The following is a 16,107-nucleotide window of genomic DNA, read 5'->3' on the forward strand; positions in this document are numbered from 1 at the left end:
GGAGCAAAATTATTTTTAATTCAATTAAAATGCAATCGGATAGAAGTTAATCTTTTCTATTTTACTTTTTTCAGCCCCATTTTTTCTGCTTTCTTCATTACAAAATCGTAAGCGGCCTGATATTCATTCGGAATTTCACCTTCCAGAATAGCTTCTTTCACTGCTTCTTTCAAAATTCCTATTTCTCTTGAAGGCTTTAAGTCAAACAATTCCATGATTTCTTCCCCGGTAATAGGAGGCTGGAACACGCGAACCCGGTCACGTTCTTCTACTTCAACGATTTTTTCGCGAACAATCTTGAAGTTGTTATGGTACTTCTGGAATTTTTTCGGATTTTTGGTCGTAATGTCAGCTTCGCATAAAGTCATCAGGCTTTCCACATCTTCTCCTGCATCAAAAACCAAACGTCTAACGGCAGAATCCGTGACAATATCCTCAGCCAACACTATCGGTCGCGAACTCATCATGACCATTTTCTGAACGAATTTCAGTTTCTGGTTCAAAGGCATATGCAAACGAACAAAAATTTTCTTCGCCATTTTCCCGCCTAAAAATTCATGGCCGTGGAATGTCCATCCCTGTTTTTTGTTGTAGCGTTTTGTGGGTGCTTTCCCGATGTCGTGCAGCAATGCCGACCATCGTAACCATACGTCATCGGTATTTGGGCAGATATTATCCACAACTTCCAAAGTATGGTAGAAGTTGTTTTTGTGTGTATGCCCTTCAATTTCCTCCACTTGGTTTAAAGCGGTTAATTCAGGAAGGATAATGTCAAGCAATCCGGTTTGGTATAGCAAGATGAAACCAACAGAAGGAACTTCAGACATTAGTATTTTATTCAGTTCGTCAACAATTCGTTCTCCCGAAATGATATTGATTCTGTCTTTGTTTTTTTTGATGGATGCCAGGGATTCGGCTTCGATATGAAAATTAAGCTGGGAAGCAAAACGAATGGCACGCATCATGCGCAACGGATCGTCTGAATAAGTGATATCCGGATCTAAAGGCGTTTTGATGGTTTTGTTTTCCATGTCGGCCAGTCCGTTAAAAGGATCCACTAAGTCGCCATATGTTGTCTCATTCAGCGAAAGCGCCAAAGCATTAATGGTAAAATCGCGTCTGTTCTGATCGTCTTCCAGCGTTCCGTTTTCTACAATCGGATTACGGCTGTCGCGGTTGTAGCTTTCTTTTCTGGCTCCAACGAATTCAATATCCATGTCTTCATAGCGCAACATTGCCGTTCCGTAGTTTTTAAAAACCTGGACTTTCGGCTTGTGCGGGATGAGTTCGGATACTTTTAAAGCTAATTCAATGCCGCTGCCCACAGCAACAACGTCGATGTCTTTTTTGTGGTCTCTTTTTAAAATCAAATCACGTACAAAACCACCAATCACATAACTTTCTACGTTTAGTTCTTTAGCTGCCTGAGCGATGATTCTGAAAATTTTATCCTGTAATGCTTCTTTGTAATTCATTTCAAGGTTCCGTTTTTGTCATTTCGACGAAGGAGAAATCTCACGTTTACGTCCGATAGGATTTCGTCTGTACGACAAATGTTATTTGCGAATTATCTGCACCAGGCTATCAGAAGTTAATTTAAATGATAGTGGGAGGTTTGCCGCAAATTTTATCGTGGTGCAAATTTACCACTTTGATAATCGATAACGAAAATTTAAAAGGTTTTTTATTGAATTCATTTTAGATTTATTGCTTGGTTAAGAGTGATACAGCAATAGTTTTTTAAAAAAAAATAAATAGTAAAGTTTATCCTCAATAAATAGAATTAATTTTAGTTTTGTGCTTTAAACTGAAAAATCGACAATGAGCCATATCCTTTATTTTTTTCCGGAAAACTTAATGTTACAACGACATGGGAACAATGTCAGGGCATTGGAATTATTGAAATATTTTAAAGACCGAGGCATAAGTGTTGATTTTGTTAGTGCGTCCAGTGATTTTTTTGCTCAAGGAGGTATAGAATTTCTAAAAGAAGAAGGACTAATAGAGAATGGATATGTTTTAGAAACGCCTTCAAGAAAGAAAAACCAAATTAAATATATGTTTAAACATTCTTTGCCTAACAAAATTTCTTATTTAAGAAAATACTTCAGGCAGGGAAAGTTGGTTAAAGTCGATCAATTCAGGGACATTTTAGAAAAGAAGAAATACGATAAGATTGTTATTTCGTATGTTTTTTGGTCACACCTGATAGATAGTAAAGAATTATTGAAAGGAGCCGAGTTAATTATTGATACCCACGATTTTATAACAGCACAGTATAAAGAAGAGAAAAAGTTTAAAACAGGCGCTTTTTTAGATAAAGAACTTGAATTACTGAACAAGTTTGATAAGATTTTGACCATTTCGGTTGATGAGAAGTATATATTTTCACAGTTTTTAAACAAAGAAGTTATTTGGGCTCCTCATCCAATTGCTTTTAATGGAGCTGTATCCAAAAAAGATTACGAGTACGACCTTATTTATGTGGCCAGTGATAATGTTCATAATGTCAAATCCGCAAAATGGTTTTTTGAAAATGTATATCCGTTATTGAATGAGGAAGTTAAAATTTGCGTAATAGGCAAGGTGTCGGAACATATTGAAGATAAACCGAATATAATTAAGTTGGTGAGTGTTGATGATTTAACCGATTATTACAAGAAATCAAAGATTGCAATTTGTCCGATGCTTTCAGGAACAGGACTGAAAATAAAAGTTGTTGAGGCCATGTCTTATGGGCTTCCGGTGGTTTGTAATGAAAGAGGGTTAGATGGTTTGTCGTCAAAATACAATAACGGATGTTTAGCAACAAATTCTCCATCAGAGTTTGCTGAAAATATACACAAGTTGTTATCGGATAACGATTTGTACAACAAGGTATCCGAGCAGTCTGTAAACCATTTTATGCAAAACTACGAGAGAAATGTAGTTTACAAAATGTTGGATTCGATATTTATAAATTAAATAAAAGTGCATGAAATTAATTTATTATAGTTGTGATAGGGGGAATATCGGCGATGAATTGAATGTCTGGCTCTGGCCAAAAATTTTCGGTGATAAAATCCTTGAAGAAGGTGATGATACAGCTTTTTTAGGCATTGGTTCTATTCTTCTTGAAAATTCCGACTATATTGAAGAAGCTTCCAAATACAGCAAAAAAGTTGTTTTTGGGACCGGAGTACGTTCAGTAAGCGAACGGATTGAAATGGACAACAGCTGGTATGTTTCCTTTTTGCGTGGACCATTCAGCTCGTTACGGCTTAAACAGTCAACTTCTGATTATATTACGGATGGCGCTTATTATGTGGCACTTTTGGATAAATATGAGACATACAGAAATACACCCAAGAAATACAAAATCTCTGTGATACCGTATTATCGGTCCATGGATAAAATGGATTGGAAAAAACTTTGTGGTGATTTGGGCTGGCATTTGATTACACCTGAAACAATGAACGTGGAACATTTTATTCAAGAAGTGGCAGCCAGCGAATTTGTTATCAGTGAAGCAATGCATGGTGCTATTTTGGCTGATGTTTTGAGGGTTCCCTGGAAGAGGCTTCGGTTTTATTCCCACCATTATGAGGGAGAGAAAGTTTCCGAATTCAAATGGATGGACTGGCTTTTTTCGATTGAAATATACGATAATCAATACTTGGAGATTCCCCAAAAGCGAAAAAAATGGTATCGTAAACTGCTTAAGTTTTACTATGAACAAAAGCACCTTAAAAAAGTAAAAAAACGATTGTCAATACACGAATCAGTTCCCTTTTATCTGTCCAGCGAAGCAAGGTTTACAACAATTGTTTCCCAATTGAAAGCTAAAAAAGAAGAATTGATTCGTTATATGAACAACAAATAAAGTTCACTTACTTTAGATTATTTCGAAAAATCTATGTTTTTGAACCAGGTAATAAGGCAAAGACAGGATCAGGATGGATTTGATATTTATAAATTAAATAAGGTTATTTTCGGATGATTTTTACCTGATTGTCATTAGTTAATTTAATGATAGTCGAGGGTTTGTCGCAAATTTTATCCTGGTTTAGATTTACCACATAGTCAACACCTTTTAAAATTTCCGGACTTATCTCTTTGAAGGACTTCGGAGTAGGTTGCCCGGATATGTTGGCAGAAGTTGAAACTAATGGTTTTTTCATGCGTTCCATCAGTTTAAAACAAAACGGTTCTGTTACAATTCGCACACCTAAAGTATTGTCCTCTGCTATGATATTTTGAGCTACATTTCGTGGGTTGTCCAGGATTAGGGTAGTTGGTTTTTCAGATAAATCAAGAATCTGCCAGGCCACTTCGGGTATGTCTTTAAAAACATTGTACATCATTCGCTCTCCGTTCATTAAAACGATCATGCTTTTACTTTCTTCACGTTGTTTTAAGGCATAGATCTTTTTTACCGCTTCCGGATTAGTCGCATCGCAACCAATGCCCCAAACGGTATCTGTAGGATAAAGAATGATTCCGCCATTTTTGATGACTTCGTAAGCGTTGTGGATTTCAGTATTCATTGCAGTTATTTTTCGTAGTAAAATTAATCATTTTATTATAGTTTATTAATAATGAAATCTGCTTTTACAAAAAAACTAAAGACAGTGCTGTTGAGAAAGGTTTCCTTGCGGTAGGGAAATAATAACAACTTCATTTTGTCAATTTGAATTAGTTGTAATCGTTTTGCCTATTTCCTTAATCAAATTTCTTATTTTTGTGAAAATTGATTTTTGACAAAAATATAAAGTCTAAAAGAAACTATCTGTTTATTTATTAATCGGATACAATAGTTTAAATGAAAGTGAATTAGTAGTCCGGTATTGAATTTTTATTATGGTGCATAAAAAAAAGATAGTTTTAGATCCCCAAATTTTTAACGACCAGGAATATGGAGGGATTTCAAGATATTATGTTGAGATTTTTTCCAGGGTAAAGCGAAATAGTAAGGATTTCGAAGTTATAGTACCGGCGCTGTATTCCAAGAATGTTTACCTGGCCGAAAGTGATTTAAATGATTCCAAATCGGCATCTTTTGGGCGCTACATTGATTTTTTGAATAAAATAGGAATCAGTGTCCGAAAAAAAATTAAAAAAAGAAACAGATCCTTTGCGTTGCAAATAATTGGTTCACAAGACTTCGATTTGTTTATCCCGACTTATTTTGATCCGTATTTTTTAAATCTAATTGGGGGAAAACCTTTTGTGCTGACAGTTTATGATATGATTCATGAATTGTTTCCTTCCAATTTTCCGGATGACACCACAACTGTTAAGAACAAGTTGTTACTGATGGAAAAAGCAACCAAAATAATTGCGGTTTCAAATAATACCAAAAATGACATTCTGCGTATCTATCCTCATTTGGACGCAAGTAAAATTGAGGTGATTTATCATGGAAATTCAATTGAAATTTATCCTGATGAAAAAATTGATTTACCTCCGAAATACCTTCTTTATGTTGGATCCAGAGAGCATTATAAGAATTTTGGTTTACTCACCGAAGCCATAGAAGAAACTTTGAAAAGTCAGGATGGTTTGGTTTTATTATGTGCCGGAGGCGGGGCTTTTAAAGAAAAAGAAAAAGAATTCCTTAAGAGTAAAGGGTTGACAGATAAAGTTCTTCAGTTGCCGTTTAAGGAAAAACAGTTAGGGAAGATATATCAGAATGCAATCGCCTTTATTTTTCCTTCCGTGTATGAAGGATTTGGGATACCCGTTTTAGAGGCAATGGCATGCGGCTGTCCAATAATACTAACAGATAACAGTTCTTTCCCGGAAGTGGCAGGAGATGCCGGTATTTTTTTCAAACTGAATGATAAGGCAGATTTAAGAAGCAAAATAGAAATGGTTCTTGCTGATGCTGATTTACGAGAAAAGCACATCCAGAAGGGATTGGAGAGAATAAAAAAATTTAGCTGGGATGAAGCCAGCGCTTCTTGTATAAAGGTTTATAATGAAGCTATAGTATTGACCCATAAAAATAAATAAAGAATTCTTTTTCTGATATTTAACTGGCAGGAAAGAATTCATAGGGTTTTGAATAGATCAGAAAAGTAAGATATGACAGGTTGTTTATGACCAGAGTTGGTCCTGGGAAAACAAGGATGTTGAGGTTATTTTGAAAGCGGCGTCTGTATTGCCTATTGATTAGGATTGTGAAGTAAAGATGCGTTTCAAAGAAGAAAATTTTGTGCATAAATATGCAGCTTCTTAGGTAATAATCTGTTTTTTGATCTATTAGAGGGATTGTCTTTAAAGATGATTGCCTGTCTCAAAATGTTTTTTCTATTTTTGCGATGTATTTGCAGAAGCAGTTTATCATAATAAAATATTTTTTTTAGATAAATCAGTTACTGATTAAAAGACTGAAAAGGAATAGATATCAATTAACAACATAAAATTCGTCTTTTTGAGATAATCAACAGATGAATTGTTTTATATAAAATTAGTATGAAGACAGCCTTAATAACAGGGGTTACAGGACAGGACGGAGCATATTTGGCAGAATTATTACTGTCAAAAGGATATATGGTTCATGGTATTAAAAGAAGAAGTTCTTTATTTAATACACAGCGCATTGATCATATTTATGAGGATCCGCACATTGAAAACCAGCATTTTAAATTGCACTATGGCGATTTAAGTGATTCTACCAATTTGATCAGAATCATTCAGGAAACACAACCTGATGAAATCTACAATTTGGGTGCTATGAGCCACGTAAAAGTTAGTTTCGATACCCCTGAATATACGGCAAATGCTGATGGAATCGGAACTTTACGAATTCTGGAAGCCGTTCGTTTACTGGGATTAACCAAGAAAACCAAAATTTATCAGGCATCTACTTCAGAATTGTACGGATTGGTGCAGGAAGTTCCTCAAAAGGAAACGACTCCTTTCTATCCGCGCTCTCCTTATGCGGTGGCGAAAATGTATGCCTACTGGATTACGGTGAATTATCGTGAAGCTTACGATATGTTTGCCTGCAACGGAATTTTATTCAATCACGAGAGTCCACGTCGAGGAGAAACCTTTGTAACCAGAAAAATTACCAGAGGGGTTGCTCAAATGGCAATGGGAATGCAAGACACACTGTTTATGGGGAATATTGACTCACAGCGTGATTGGGGACATGCCAAAGATTATGTGGAAGCTATGTGGCTGATTTTGCAGCAGGAAAAACCGGAAGATTTTGTAATTTCAACAGGTGTAACGACTACCGTTAGAGATTTTATCAGAATGTCCTTTAAAGAAGTTGGTGTTGAAGTGGCATTTTCCGGAGAAGGTGTCGATGAAGTGGCTGTAGTTGTATCTACTTCTAACCCAGAATACAGTTTTACCGTTGGTCAAGTGGTTGTGAAAATTGACCCTACTTACTTCAGACCGACCGAGGTGGATTTACTGATTGGCGACAATACGAAAGCAAAAACAAAATTGGGCTGGGAACCAAAATATACTTTGGAAATGCTTGTTAAGGAAATGATGGAGGCCGATGTCGAATTGTTTAAAAAAGAAAAACACCTAAAAGCACACGCTAAATAATAATGGAATTACATTCGAAAATTTTTGTAGCCGGACATCGTGGAATGGTGGGTAGTGCCATCGTGGCAAATCTGGAAAGGAAAGGCTACACTAATATTGTTAAAAGGACTTCGTCTGAATTAGACTTAAGAAATCAAAAAGCGGTTGCCGATTTTTTTGAAGCTGAAAAACCGGAATATGTATTTCTTGCTGCAGCGAAAGTGGGAGGAATTGTAGCCAATAATACCTACAGAGCCGATTTCATATATGAAAACATGATGATTCAAAATAATGTGATTCATCAGAGTTTTGAAAATGGGGTTAAAAAACTGATGTTCCTTGGATCGTCTTGTATTTATCCTAAACTGGCGCCGCAACCTTTAAAAGAAGATTATCTTTTAACCGGTTTATTGGAAGAAACCAACGAACCTTATGCCATAGCTAAAATTGCAGGAATAAAAATGTGTGACGCTTACCGTGATCAGTACGGCTGTAATTTTATTTCCGTGATGCCAACAAACCTTTATGGTTTAAACGATAATTACGATTTAAATAATTCCCATGTATTGCCTGCCTTATTACGTAAATTTCATGAGGCAAAACATAACGACGCACCTGAAGTGACCGTTTGGGGAACAGGAACTCCGCTAAGAGAGTTTCTTCATGCCACTGATATGGCGGATGCTTGCGTTTTTCTGATGCAGAATTACAATGAAAAAGGTTTTGTAAATATTGGATCCGGAAAAGAAATCAGCATACATGATTTAGCTTTTTTGGTGAAAGATATTGTCGGTTTTGAAGGAGAAATTATTTTCGACACCACAAAACCGGACGGAACACCAAGAAAATTGATGGATGTTAGTAAGCTAAATGATTTAGGCTGGAACTATTCCATCGAATTAAAAGACGGTATTGAAGCTGTTTACAAGGAAAAATTTTTGAGCTAAATGACGAAAATATCAATAATAACAGTTAATTATAACGATAAAGCCGGTTTAGAGAAAACACTGCAAAGTGTAACATCTCAGACCCTGAAGGACTTTGAATATGTTGTTATTGACGGAGGAAGCAACGACGGAAGTAAAGAGTTGATAGAAAGCTACGCCGATAAAATTGACTATTGGGTAAGTGAACCGGATAAAGGGGTTTACAGCGCCATGAATAAAGGTATTAAAGCTGCTACCGGAGAATTTGTGCTCTTTATGAATGGCGGCGATTTGTTTTATGACACGCAGGTGCTTGAAAATGTTCAGAAAATGCTGGTACCTGAATATGATATTTATTACGGCGATAATTTTAAGGTGAAAGACAATGCAAAGCGTAAGAAAACCTACCCTGAACAATTGTCTTTTTCTTTTTTCTATTCCAGTTCATTAAATCATCAGTCTACTTTTATTAGAAGGAAGTTATTTTTTGACCATTTTTTATACAAAGAGAACTATAAAATTGTAGCTGATTGGGACTTTTTCATTTACACTATCTGTAAGCAGAATGTCCCGTATAAGTACTTAAACTGTACTATCAGTGAATATGATTTCACAGGTATTTCATCGTCTGAAAAAAGCAGAAATACTATTGCTCAGGAAAAGGAAGCTACTATGAAAATGTATTTTCCATTGTTTGTGGAGGATTACAAGCAGGTGGCCGAACTGAATTCAAAACGGGTACAGCAGGTTTTTCATATCAAGAACTTTCCGGTAGCCTGGAAAATTTTAAAAAGTACAATTAGTGTCCTGTTACTGTTTATTCCTAAAATGAAAAAATGAAAAAGATACAAGTAGGTTTTTTATTGTCGTATGACTACGAATTGCTGAAGAAATCCATTCCGCCGGTATATAATGACGCGGATACTATTTTTTTGGCCGTTGATAAAGAATACAGAACATGGTCAGGTAATAAATTTTCAATACCTGATGACTTTTTTGATTGGCTGAAAGCCTTCGATGTTGATAAGAAGATCGAAATTTACGCCGATAATTTTTACGTTCCGGAGCTGAATGCTATTCAGAATGACACCCGTGAGCGTCATATGCTCGGAAATAAAATGGGTATCGGTAATTGGCTGGTTCAAATTGATTCCGACGAGATTTTTATCGATTTTAAATCATTTGTCACGAATCTTAGAAAGTACGATTCATATCTGAAAAACCCGGCACAGAATCCGATTCAGTTTGCCGCTTTTCATGTCAATGTCTATAAATATTTGCCGGAAGGTATTTTGTATATCGACAAGCCTTCCAAATTTTTAGTGGCGACCAATTATCCCAACTATAAATACGCTAAAAACACGAAATCGCGAATAGTATATTTCAATTCCTTAGTGTTACACGAAGGATTGGCTAGAACCGAGGAGGATTTGAAAGTGAAGTTAGCGAATTGGGGGCATAAGCATGAAATAAACGATACGTTTTTGGACAAATGGAAAATGGCCAATGCACAAAATTATAAAGACCTGAAAGATGTCTTTTATCTTGACGCTGATACCTGGCCGTCCGTTGGGTTTTTTCCGTCCAATAATCTTTCTGAGATTAAGAAAATTGTTGAAAACGACGCAACATTGACCATCCCGGTTACCAAATTGTTTTTCAGGAATTTTGGCCAATGGTTCAAGCATTTATTCAAAAAGAAAAAAAACGATTTCGAATCTTATTTCGAGTTATAACATGAAACTAAAAACAGCTTTATTAATTTCGACTTACAACTGGCCAGCGGCTCTTAACGTCGTGCTTAAAAGTGCCGTCTCTCAATCCGTTATGCCGGACGAAATTCTTATTGCTGACGATGGTTCGAAAGAAGAGACAAAAGCCCTGATAGAGTCCTATCAGCAAAAATGCGTCGTACCCATAAAACATTTCTGGCAGGAAGATTTAGGTTTCCGAAAATCGAGAATCTTAAATCAGGCGGTTGCTGGAACCGATGCCGATTATATCATTCAGGTGGATGGTGATTGTATCATGCACGAAAAATTTGTGGAAGACCATATAAAAGCATGTGTAAAAGAGGCTTATTTATATGGAGCACGTGTAAATATTCTTCCGGATTTTGTGGCTGAAGTGCTGGAAAAAGAAATTGTTTCGTTTGGGTATTTTTCAAAAGAAATCAAAAATAAATCCAGATCGTTGCACATTCCTTTTTTTGCCTCTTTTTATAAAGTACATAAAGCATATTCCGATAAGTTCAGAGGATGCAATGTGTCTTTCTGGAGAAAAGATTTTATCGAGATCAACGGCTATAATGAAGACTATGAAGGCTGGGGCAGAGAAGATTCCGATTTGGTAATAAGAATGGGAAATAAAGGCGTAAAAGCTAAAAGACTTCGTTATGCCGGTATCGTCTTTCATATTCATCACAAAATTAATTCAAGGGCTAATTTTGAAAAAAATGATGAAATGCAGAATCAAACGATTGCCAATAAAGTGGTTTGGATAGAAAACGGCGCCGATAAATACCTGAAATAATTATTCCAGTTTTCGATACATCATCCAGAGCTGCAAATACCTTTTGAAAACCGAAAAAGCGTGTACATAGGCCAGTACGAATCCTTCTTTACCATCTAAAATTCCCAAACGATAGAAATATTGCCAAAGAAAACGGTATTTTGGACGTATGAAAAAATGATAGGCATTGGGCTTTTTGTTCTTAAGATAAAGACTTTCCGCCTGTAGTTTGCTGTATAAATTGAGCTTGTTGTTGTAATTGTCGAAACTTCTGTAACTGAAATGGTTAACCCTTTCTTTTAGGAAGCCTACCTTGCCATTGGCGGCAATAACTTCGTGAACAAGATTTCCGTTGTATTGACAGTACTTTTTATTGAAAACACGAATTGCCTTATCAGATTGCCATCCACCATACTTGATGTGCTTTCCCATGAAATGAAAGTTTCGCTTCGTATAATAGGCGACAATATCAGAAGATGAGGTAGTAACAGATAAAATTTCTGCTTCTAATTCGGGAGTAACAATTTCATCTAAATCAAAAAAAATAATCCAATCGTTTTTAGACTGACTGATGGCAAAATTGCGTTGGTTGGAAAAATCGTCAAAATCCCTTTGAATAACCTTTACACCAAGACTTTTTGCAATTTCTGCCGTTTTATCGGCGCTGTTGGAGTCAACAAAAATAATCTCATCAGCAAAAGATAAACTTTCAACATACCGTTTTACATTTTCTTCTTCATTTAAGGTAATCGCTAATGCTGTTATTTTTGGTGTCAAATTATTTAGAGATGTATTTTTTGATGTATATAGAAGCAAATGTAATAATTTTACAATTATTTACTAATATAAAATAACGAAATGACACGACTACCAATTTTAATGTACCATAACGTTTCTGAAGAAGAGAAAAAGAGTAGGGGACTTATAATTTCTGCTGCAAAGTTAGAGAGTCAATTTCGTTATTTAACCGAGAATAAGTACATAAGTTATCATTTGTCGGAATTGGAAACCAAGAGCCAGCTGCCAAAGAAAAGCATCATAATTACTTTTGATGATGTTACGGAAAATCAATTGATCTATGCCGTACCATTATTGAAGAAATACAATTTAAAAGCAACATTTTTCGTGCCTTTTGCCTACGTTGATAAAACGGATATGTGGAATGATGGTAGCGAGAAAATCATGAGTTATGAACAATTGAGAAATCTTCCTGAAATCATTGAATTGGGTCTGCATTCTTATGCTCATAAAAAATATGACTCCCTTTCTGAATTGGAAATTAATAATGATTTCGAAAAATGCTTCAAATGTATCGAAGAGCACAATCTTAAAGTTTATAGCGCTGTTGCTTATCCTTATGGTAATTTTCCCAAAAAAGAGCCTGAAAAATCCAAATTCAAGACAAATTTGAAGCAGAACGATATTAAAATGGGATTGCGGATTGGTAACAAAATCAACAAATTTCCGTTTAAAAATCCGTTTGAAATTATGCGTATTGATGTAAAAGGAGAGGACAGTCTGCTGAAATTCAAACTGAAACTGCGTTTCGGTAAACTGAAATTATTTTAAGCCTTTCTGAATCAGGAGCATTTTTGCATAACGTGAAAAGACCCCGTAAGCATTAACACTTGCCAGTGCTAACCCCGGGACACCGTCCATAAATCCTCTTTTTAAAATATAGGACGAAAAAAAGCGGTATAAAGGTTTAAAGAATAAGTGAAAATATGTGACTTTTTTACCTTTTTGAATCGAAGTGTTGGCCTGAAACCAAGCATAAGAGTCTTTTTTCTGCAGCAAATGAAACAAGCCTTTATAGGTGTAATGCAGCATGAAATTTTTCAATTGTCCGATACTACCCGGTACATTTAGTTTTTCATGTACATCACCGGTAAAGTGAATGTTGTTGTTTCTTACCAGTCTTACCACACGATCAACTTTATGGTATAAAAAGCGGTTCATGTAGAAATGAGGGAAATTGATTTTATAGCCGCCGTGTTTTCCTGAAGCCATAACTTCAAGAATTTCGAATTTAAGTTTTTGGCTTACCCTTTCGTCTCCGTCAATGAAAAGTACCCAATCTCCAGTTGCCTCTTTGATGGCGTGGTTTTTCTGGCTGGAAAAGTTGTCAAACTTTCGTTCCAAAACCTTACAGCCTAATGAGATGGCTTTTTCTTTGGTTCCGTCACTGCTGAACGAATCTATGACAATAATTTCATCAGCAAAATCTACTGATTTCACTGCATCTTCAATATAGTCAATCTCATTATAGGTGGGGATAATAACCGAAAGCGTACTCATTATTTTTAATTGGGAAAACAAATTTAACAAAATTAGGTTACCTTTGCAGCATTATGCAAAAGAATATTTCAGTTGTAATTAGTACATACAATTCACCTGAATGGCTTAAAAAAGTAATTTGGGGGTATAACACACAGACCTATCGTAACTTCGAGATGGTTATCGCAGATGACGGCTCACGTCAGGACACATTCGATTTGATCGAAGAAATGAAAAAGGAAGTGTTCTATCCGATTATCCATGTGTGGCATGAAGACAACGGTTTTCAAAAATCACAAATTTTAAACAAAGCTATTTTAGCCTGTACAACCGATTATATCATGATGTCCGACGGGGATTGCATTCCGCGCCCGGATTTTGTGGAACAGCACATTAAATTCAGGGAAGAAGGCTATTTCCTTTCCGGAGGGTATCACAAACTGCCAATGGATTTATCGAAAAACATCACCAAAGAAGATATTTATTCCGGTAAATGTTTTGATGTAAATTGGTTAAAGAAGAACGGAATGGAATCCTCTTTTAAAAACCAGAAAGTTGATGCTGTGGGTATGAAAAGCTGGTTTTTAAATTTGCTGACGCCTACAACACCAAGTTGGAACGGACATAATGCTTCGGGCTGGAAAAAGGATATTGTTGCCATCAATGGTTTTGACGAACGCATGCAATATGGCGGTCAGGACAGAGAGTTAGGGGAACGTTTGGTTAACTACGGAATCAAGCCGAAACAAATCCGCTATAGTACGGTTTGCCTGCATTTGGATCACCCAAGAGGTTATGCCACTCCGGAATCCATCAATAAGAATAAAAACATCCGTAAAGAAACCAAGGATCTGAAGAAAAAATGGACCGATTTCGGAATCGTTAAAAAATAGTTGCTAGGTTATAAAAGTAAAAGCTCCAAATTCAATATTTGGAGCTTTTTTATTTCTGTCTTATAAATTATTTTGCAGGAATTTATCCAATTCAGGTAAAATCATTTCCGGAGTCAGTTGTTTGTATAGTTCGTCCGGATTTTTTTCAATTTTCTTGCGCTCTTCAAAAGTAAAACTATCGAATAGATCCGGTTTCATTTCCAGTAAATGTACCGAATGATGGAATTTGCCGTCTTCAAAACTGGCCCAATGATCTTTGTTTACATAAGGCGAGAAAATCGTAAAAGTAGGCTTGTTCAACGCTTTTGCAATATGGACTGTTCCGCCTTCATTGGAGACCAATGCAGTGGATTGCGACATTAATTTGACAAAATCCCGAATACTTTGCGCATAAATATCCACTATGATGTTGCTTTTGTTTTTGCACATTTCGTAGATTTTCATGGCTTCGACTTTCTGATGCGGCGCATAATTGAAAAGAATGTTTACATCATACTTCTCAGAAATGAAATCAACCATCTCAGCAACATATTCATATGGCATCGATTTTTGCGGAGTGCTTCCCAATACGCCAAGGACGATTACTTTTTTGTCGGCATACTTTCCTAACAAATCTTCTTTTTTCTCTGCTTCGGATAAAAAGATTTTCGGCTCATAGTTAATCGGTTCAAAATCGCCGACCTGATTTAGTAAATGAATGCGGTCTTCAATAGCTTTACCACAGATTTTGGTTTTTTCTTTTGAGATTTCAACCGGGTTGGTGTAGTAGCCCCAATTTCCGAATTTCTTACGGCTTTTATGACCGATGGTCTGTTTGGCTCCGGAGAATTTACAAATGATACGGCTCTGTGTTTTGGAATACGGATCAAAAATGACATCGTATTTTTCCTTTTGGATCTGACGAATCAGTTTCAACAAAACAGGGAATTTTTTCAGTTCTTTGTCATTGATGGAAATGATCTTATCAATGTTCGGATTGTTCTCGATCACACCGTGCGTAAAATCATAGGCCATGAAATGAACTTCACTGTCGGGGTATTTTGCCTTGAAATTATTGGCTATCACCGAACTGATCAATACATCTCCGATTCGCTTGTTTTGTATGATTAAAACTTTCTTCATAAAACTAATTCTTGGTGCAAAGTACTATTTTTTATACTTTTAAACCAAAATTATTTACCTCAGTGAGAATTACCATCCATCCGAAATATGCATCCCAAAAAAACGCTGTACTGCAATTAGTTATGGCTTTTTTTGACGAAGGAGACCTGATTGTGAAAGGTGCCCGGAATACCATCAAATCAAATGTGTTGGGTGAAAAAAAGGTAAATATCAAATACTTCAAGAAACCCAGCTTCATTAAATCGGTTATTTATTCGTTTTTTAGAAGCACAAAAGCCAAACGTTCGTATGATTATGCCAACTATCTGCTTCAGCATAACATTCCGACACCTTTTCCGATAGCTTATTTAGAAAAAAGAAACGGATTAGGATTGATTGGGGACAGTTACTATGTAAGCCAGCAAATCGATTATGATTTTACCATTCGTGAGTTGATTCACGATCCGTTATTTCCCGAGCGAAATATAATCTTGGAGCAGTTTGCCGAGTTTACCTTCAAAATGCACGAAGCCAATGTGAATTTTTTGGACCATTCACCCGGGAATACCCTGATAGTAAAAAAAGGAGCAGGCGAGTATGAGTTCTTTCTGATTGATTTGAACAGAATGAAATTCGAATCCATGTCGACCGAAGCCCGAATGGACAATTTCAAAAAAATGTGGCTTTCCAAAACCATGGTAAAGGTCATCGCTCAAAAGTATGCCGAATTAACCAATCAGTCAGAAGAAAAGCTACATGCCTTACTTTTAGAAAAAACCTTGGATTTCAAGCGGAAAATAACCAAAAAGAAATGGTTAAAACGTAAACTGAAACGCTAATAAATAAAAAAGCTCCGGAGTTATCCGGAGCTT

Annotated in this window: 16 protein-coding genes; 11 read left to right on the plus strand and 5 right to left on the minus strand. The window is 36.1% G+C overall.

What is annotated here, in order from left to right:
• Nucleotides 1-56: 56 nt before the first annotated feature.
• On the minus strand, nt 57-1,475 hold the full coding sequence (locus LZF87_RS07615) for a CCA tRNA nucleotidyltransferase (protein ID WP_244338173.1): 1,419 nt from the start codon (nt 1,473-1,475) through the stop codon (nt 57-59).
• A gap of 346 nt (nt 1,476-1,821) precedes the next feature.
• Between LZF87_RS07615 and LZF87_RS07620 the strand changes: the two genes are divergently transcribed.
• Together LZF87_RS07620 and LZF87_RS07625 are read left to right on the plus strand one after the other, a co-directional pair.
• Nucleotides 1,822-2,964, plus strand: coding sequence for a glycosyltransferase (locus tag LZF87_RS07620; protein ID WP_244338175.1), 1,143 nt, complete (start codon nt 1,822-1,824; stop codon nt 2,962-2,964).
• A gap of 10 nt (nt 2,965-2,974) precedes the next feature.
• Nucleotides 2,975-3,862 carry a polysaccharide pyruvyl transferase family protein gene (locus LZF87_RS07625; protein ID WP_244338177.1) on the plus strand — a complete coding sequence of 296 codons (888 nt, stop codon included), beginning with the start codon at nt 2,975-2,977 and terminating at the stop codon, nt 3,860-3,862.
• A 103-nt stretch (nt 3,863-3,965) separates the two neighbouring features.
• Here the strand turns inward: LZF87_RS07625 and LZF87_RS07630 are convergent, their stop codons facing one another.
• Nucleotides 3,966-4,526, minus strand: coding sequence for an L-threonylcarbamoyladenylate synthase (locus LZF87_RS07630; RefSeq protein ID WP_244338179.1), 561 nt, complete (start codon nt 4,524-4,526; stop codon nt 3,966-3,968).
• A 313-nt stretch (nt 4,527-4,839) separates the two neighbouring features.
• Here LZF87_RS07630 and LZF87_RS07635 point away from each other — a divergent pair, with 313 nt between their 5' ends.
• From LZF87_RS07635 to LZF87_RS07660, 6 genes are all read left to right on the plus strand, one after another.
• Nucleotides 4,840-5,994 carry a glycosyltransferase family 4 protein gene (locus LZF87_RS07635; protein ID WP_244338181.1) on the plus strand — a complete coding sequence of 385 codons (1,155 nt, stop codon included), beginning with the start codon at nt 4,840-4,842 and terminating at the stop codon, nt 5,992-5,994.
• Nucleotides 5,995-6,456: 462 nt separating this feature from the next.
• Entirely contained in the window at nt 6,457-7,548 is a 1,092-nt protein-coding gene (gene gmd, locus LZF87_RS07640; RefSeq protein WP_244338183.1) for a GDP-mannose 4,6-dehydratase, read from the plus strand.
• A 2-nt stretch (nt 7,549-7,550) separates the two neighbouring features.
• A complete protein-coding gene (fcl, locus tag LZF87_RS07645) occupies nt 7,551-8,474 on the plus strand; it encodes a GDP-L-fucose synthase (protein WP_244338185.1) in 924 nt (307 codons plus the stop codon).
• A complete protein-coding gene (locus tag LZF87_RS07650; RefSeq protein ID WP_244338186.1) occupies nt 8,475-9,293 on the plus strand; it encodes a glycosyltransferase family 2 protein in 819 nt (272 codons plus the stop codon).
• On the plus strand, nt 9,290-10,189 hold the full coding sequence (locus LZF87_RS07655; RefSeq protein ID WP_244338188.1) for a hypothetical protein: 900 nt from the start codon (nt 9,290-9,292) through the stop codon (nt 10,187-10,189). The genes LZF87_RS07650 and LZF87_RS07655 overlap by 4 nt, the downstream gene beginning before the upstream one ends.
• A 1-nt stretch (nt 10,190) precedes the next feature.
• Nucleotides 10,191-10,985 (plus strand): glycosyltransferase family 2 protein, encoded by a 795-nt coding sequence (locus tag LZF87_RS07660; protein ID WP_244338190.1) that lies wholly within the window; start codon nt 10,191-10,193, stop codon nt 10,983-10,985.
• On the opposite strand, the gene LZF87_RS07665 is transcribed toward LZF87_RS07660, so the two are convergent.
• On the minus strand, nt 10,986-11,741 hold the full coding sequence (locus LZF87_RS07665) for a glycosyltransferase family 2 protein (RefSeq protein WP_244338192.1): 756 nt from the start codon (nt 11,739-11,741) through the stop codon (nt 10,986-10,988).
• An 81-nt stretch (nt 11,742-11,822) separates the two neighbouring features.
• Between LZF87_RS07665 and LZF87_RS07670 the strand changes: the two genes are divergently transcribed.
• Complete coding sequence (locus tag LZF87_RS07670) at nt 11,823-12,533, plus strand: polysaccharide deacetylase family protein (RefSeq protein WP_244338194.1); 711 nt, start codon at nt 11,823-11,825, stop codon at nt 12,531-12,533.
• On the opposite strand, the gene LZF87_RS07675 is transcribed toward LZF87_RS07670, so the two are convergent.
• Nucleotides 12,525-13,262 carry a glycosyltransferase family 2 protein gene (locus LZF87_RS07675; RefSeq protein ID WP_244338196.1) on the minus strand — a complete coding sequence of 246 codons (738 nt, stop codon included), beginning with the start codon at nt 13,260-13,262 and terminating at the stop codon, nt 12,525-12,527. The genes LZF87_RS07670 and LZF87_RS07675 overlap by 9 nt on opposite strands.
• A 53-nt stretch (nt 13,263-13,315) precedes the next feature.
• On the opposite strand from LZF87_RS07675, the gene LZF87_RS07680 reads away from it, so the two are divergent.
• Complete coding sequence (locus LZF87_RS07680; protein WP_244338198.1) at nt 13,316-14,134, plus strand: glycosyltransferase family 2 protein; 819 nt, start codon at nt 13,316-13,318, stop codon at nt 14,132-14,134.
• A 60-nt stretch (nt 14,135-14,194) separates the two neighbouring features.
• Here LZF87_RS07680 and LZF87_RS07685 read toward each other — a convergent pair whose 3' ends face one another.
• The gene (locus LZF87_RS07685) at nt 14,195-15,256 is read right to left on the minus strand and encodes a glycosyltransferase family 9 protein (protein ID WP_244338200.1); all 1,062 of its coding nucleotides are present in this window, start codon (nt 15,254-15,256) and stop codon (nt 14,195-14,197) included.
• A gap of 62 nt (nt 15,257-15,318) precedes the next feature.
• On the opposite strand from LZF87_RS07685, the gene LZF87_RS07690 reads away from it, so the two are divergent.
• Nucleotides 15,319-16,074, plus strand: coding sequence for a lipopolysaccharide kinase InaA family protein (locus LZF87_RS07690; RefSeq protein WP_244338202.1), 756 nt, complete (start codon nt 15,319-15,321; stop codon nt 16,072-16,074).
• The last annotated feature ends 33 nt before the right edge of the window (nt 16,075-16,107 follow it).

This window comes from Flavobacterium enshiense (assembly GCF_022836875.1).
Lineage (GTDB): Bacteria > Bacteroidota > Bacteroidia > Flavobacteriales > Flavobacteriaceae > Flavobacterium > Flavobacterium enshiense_A.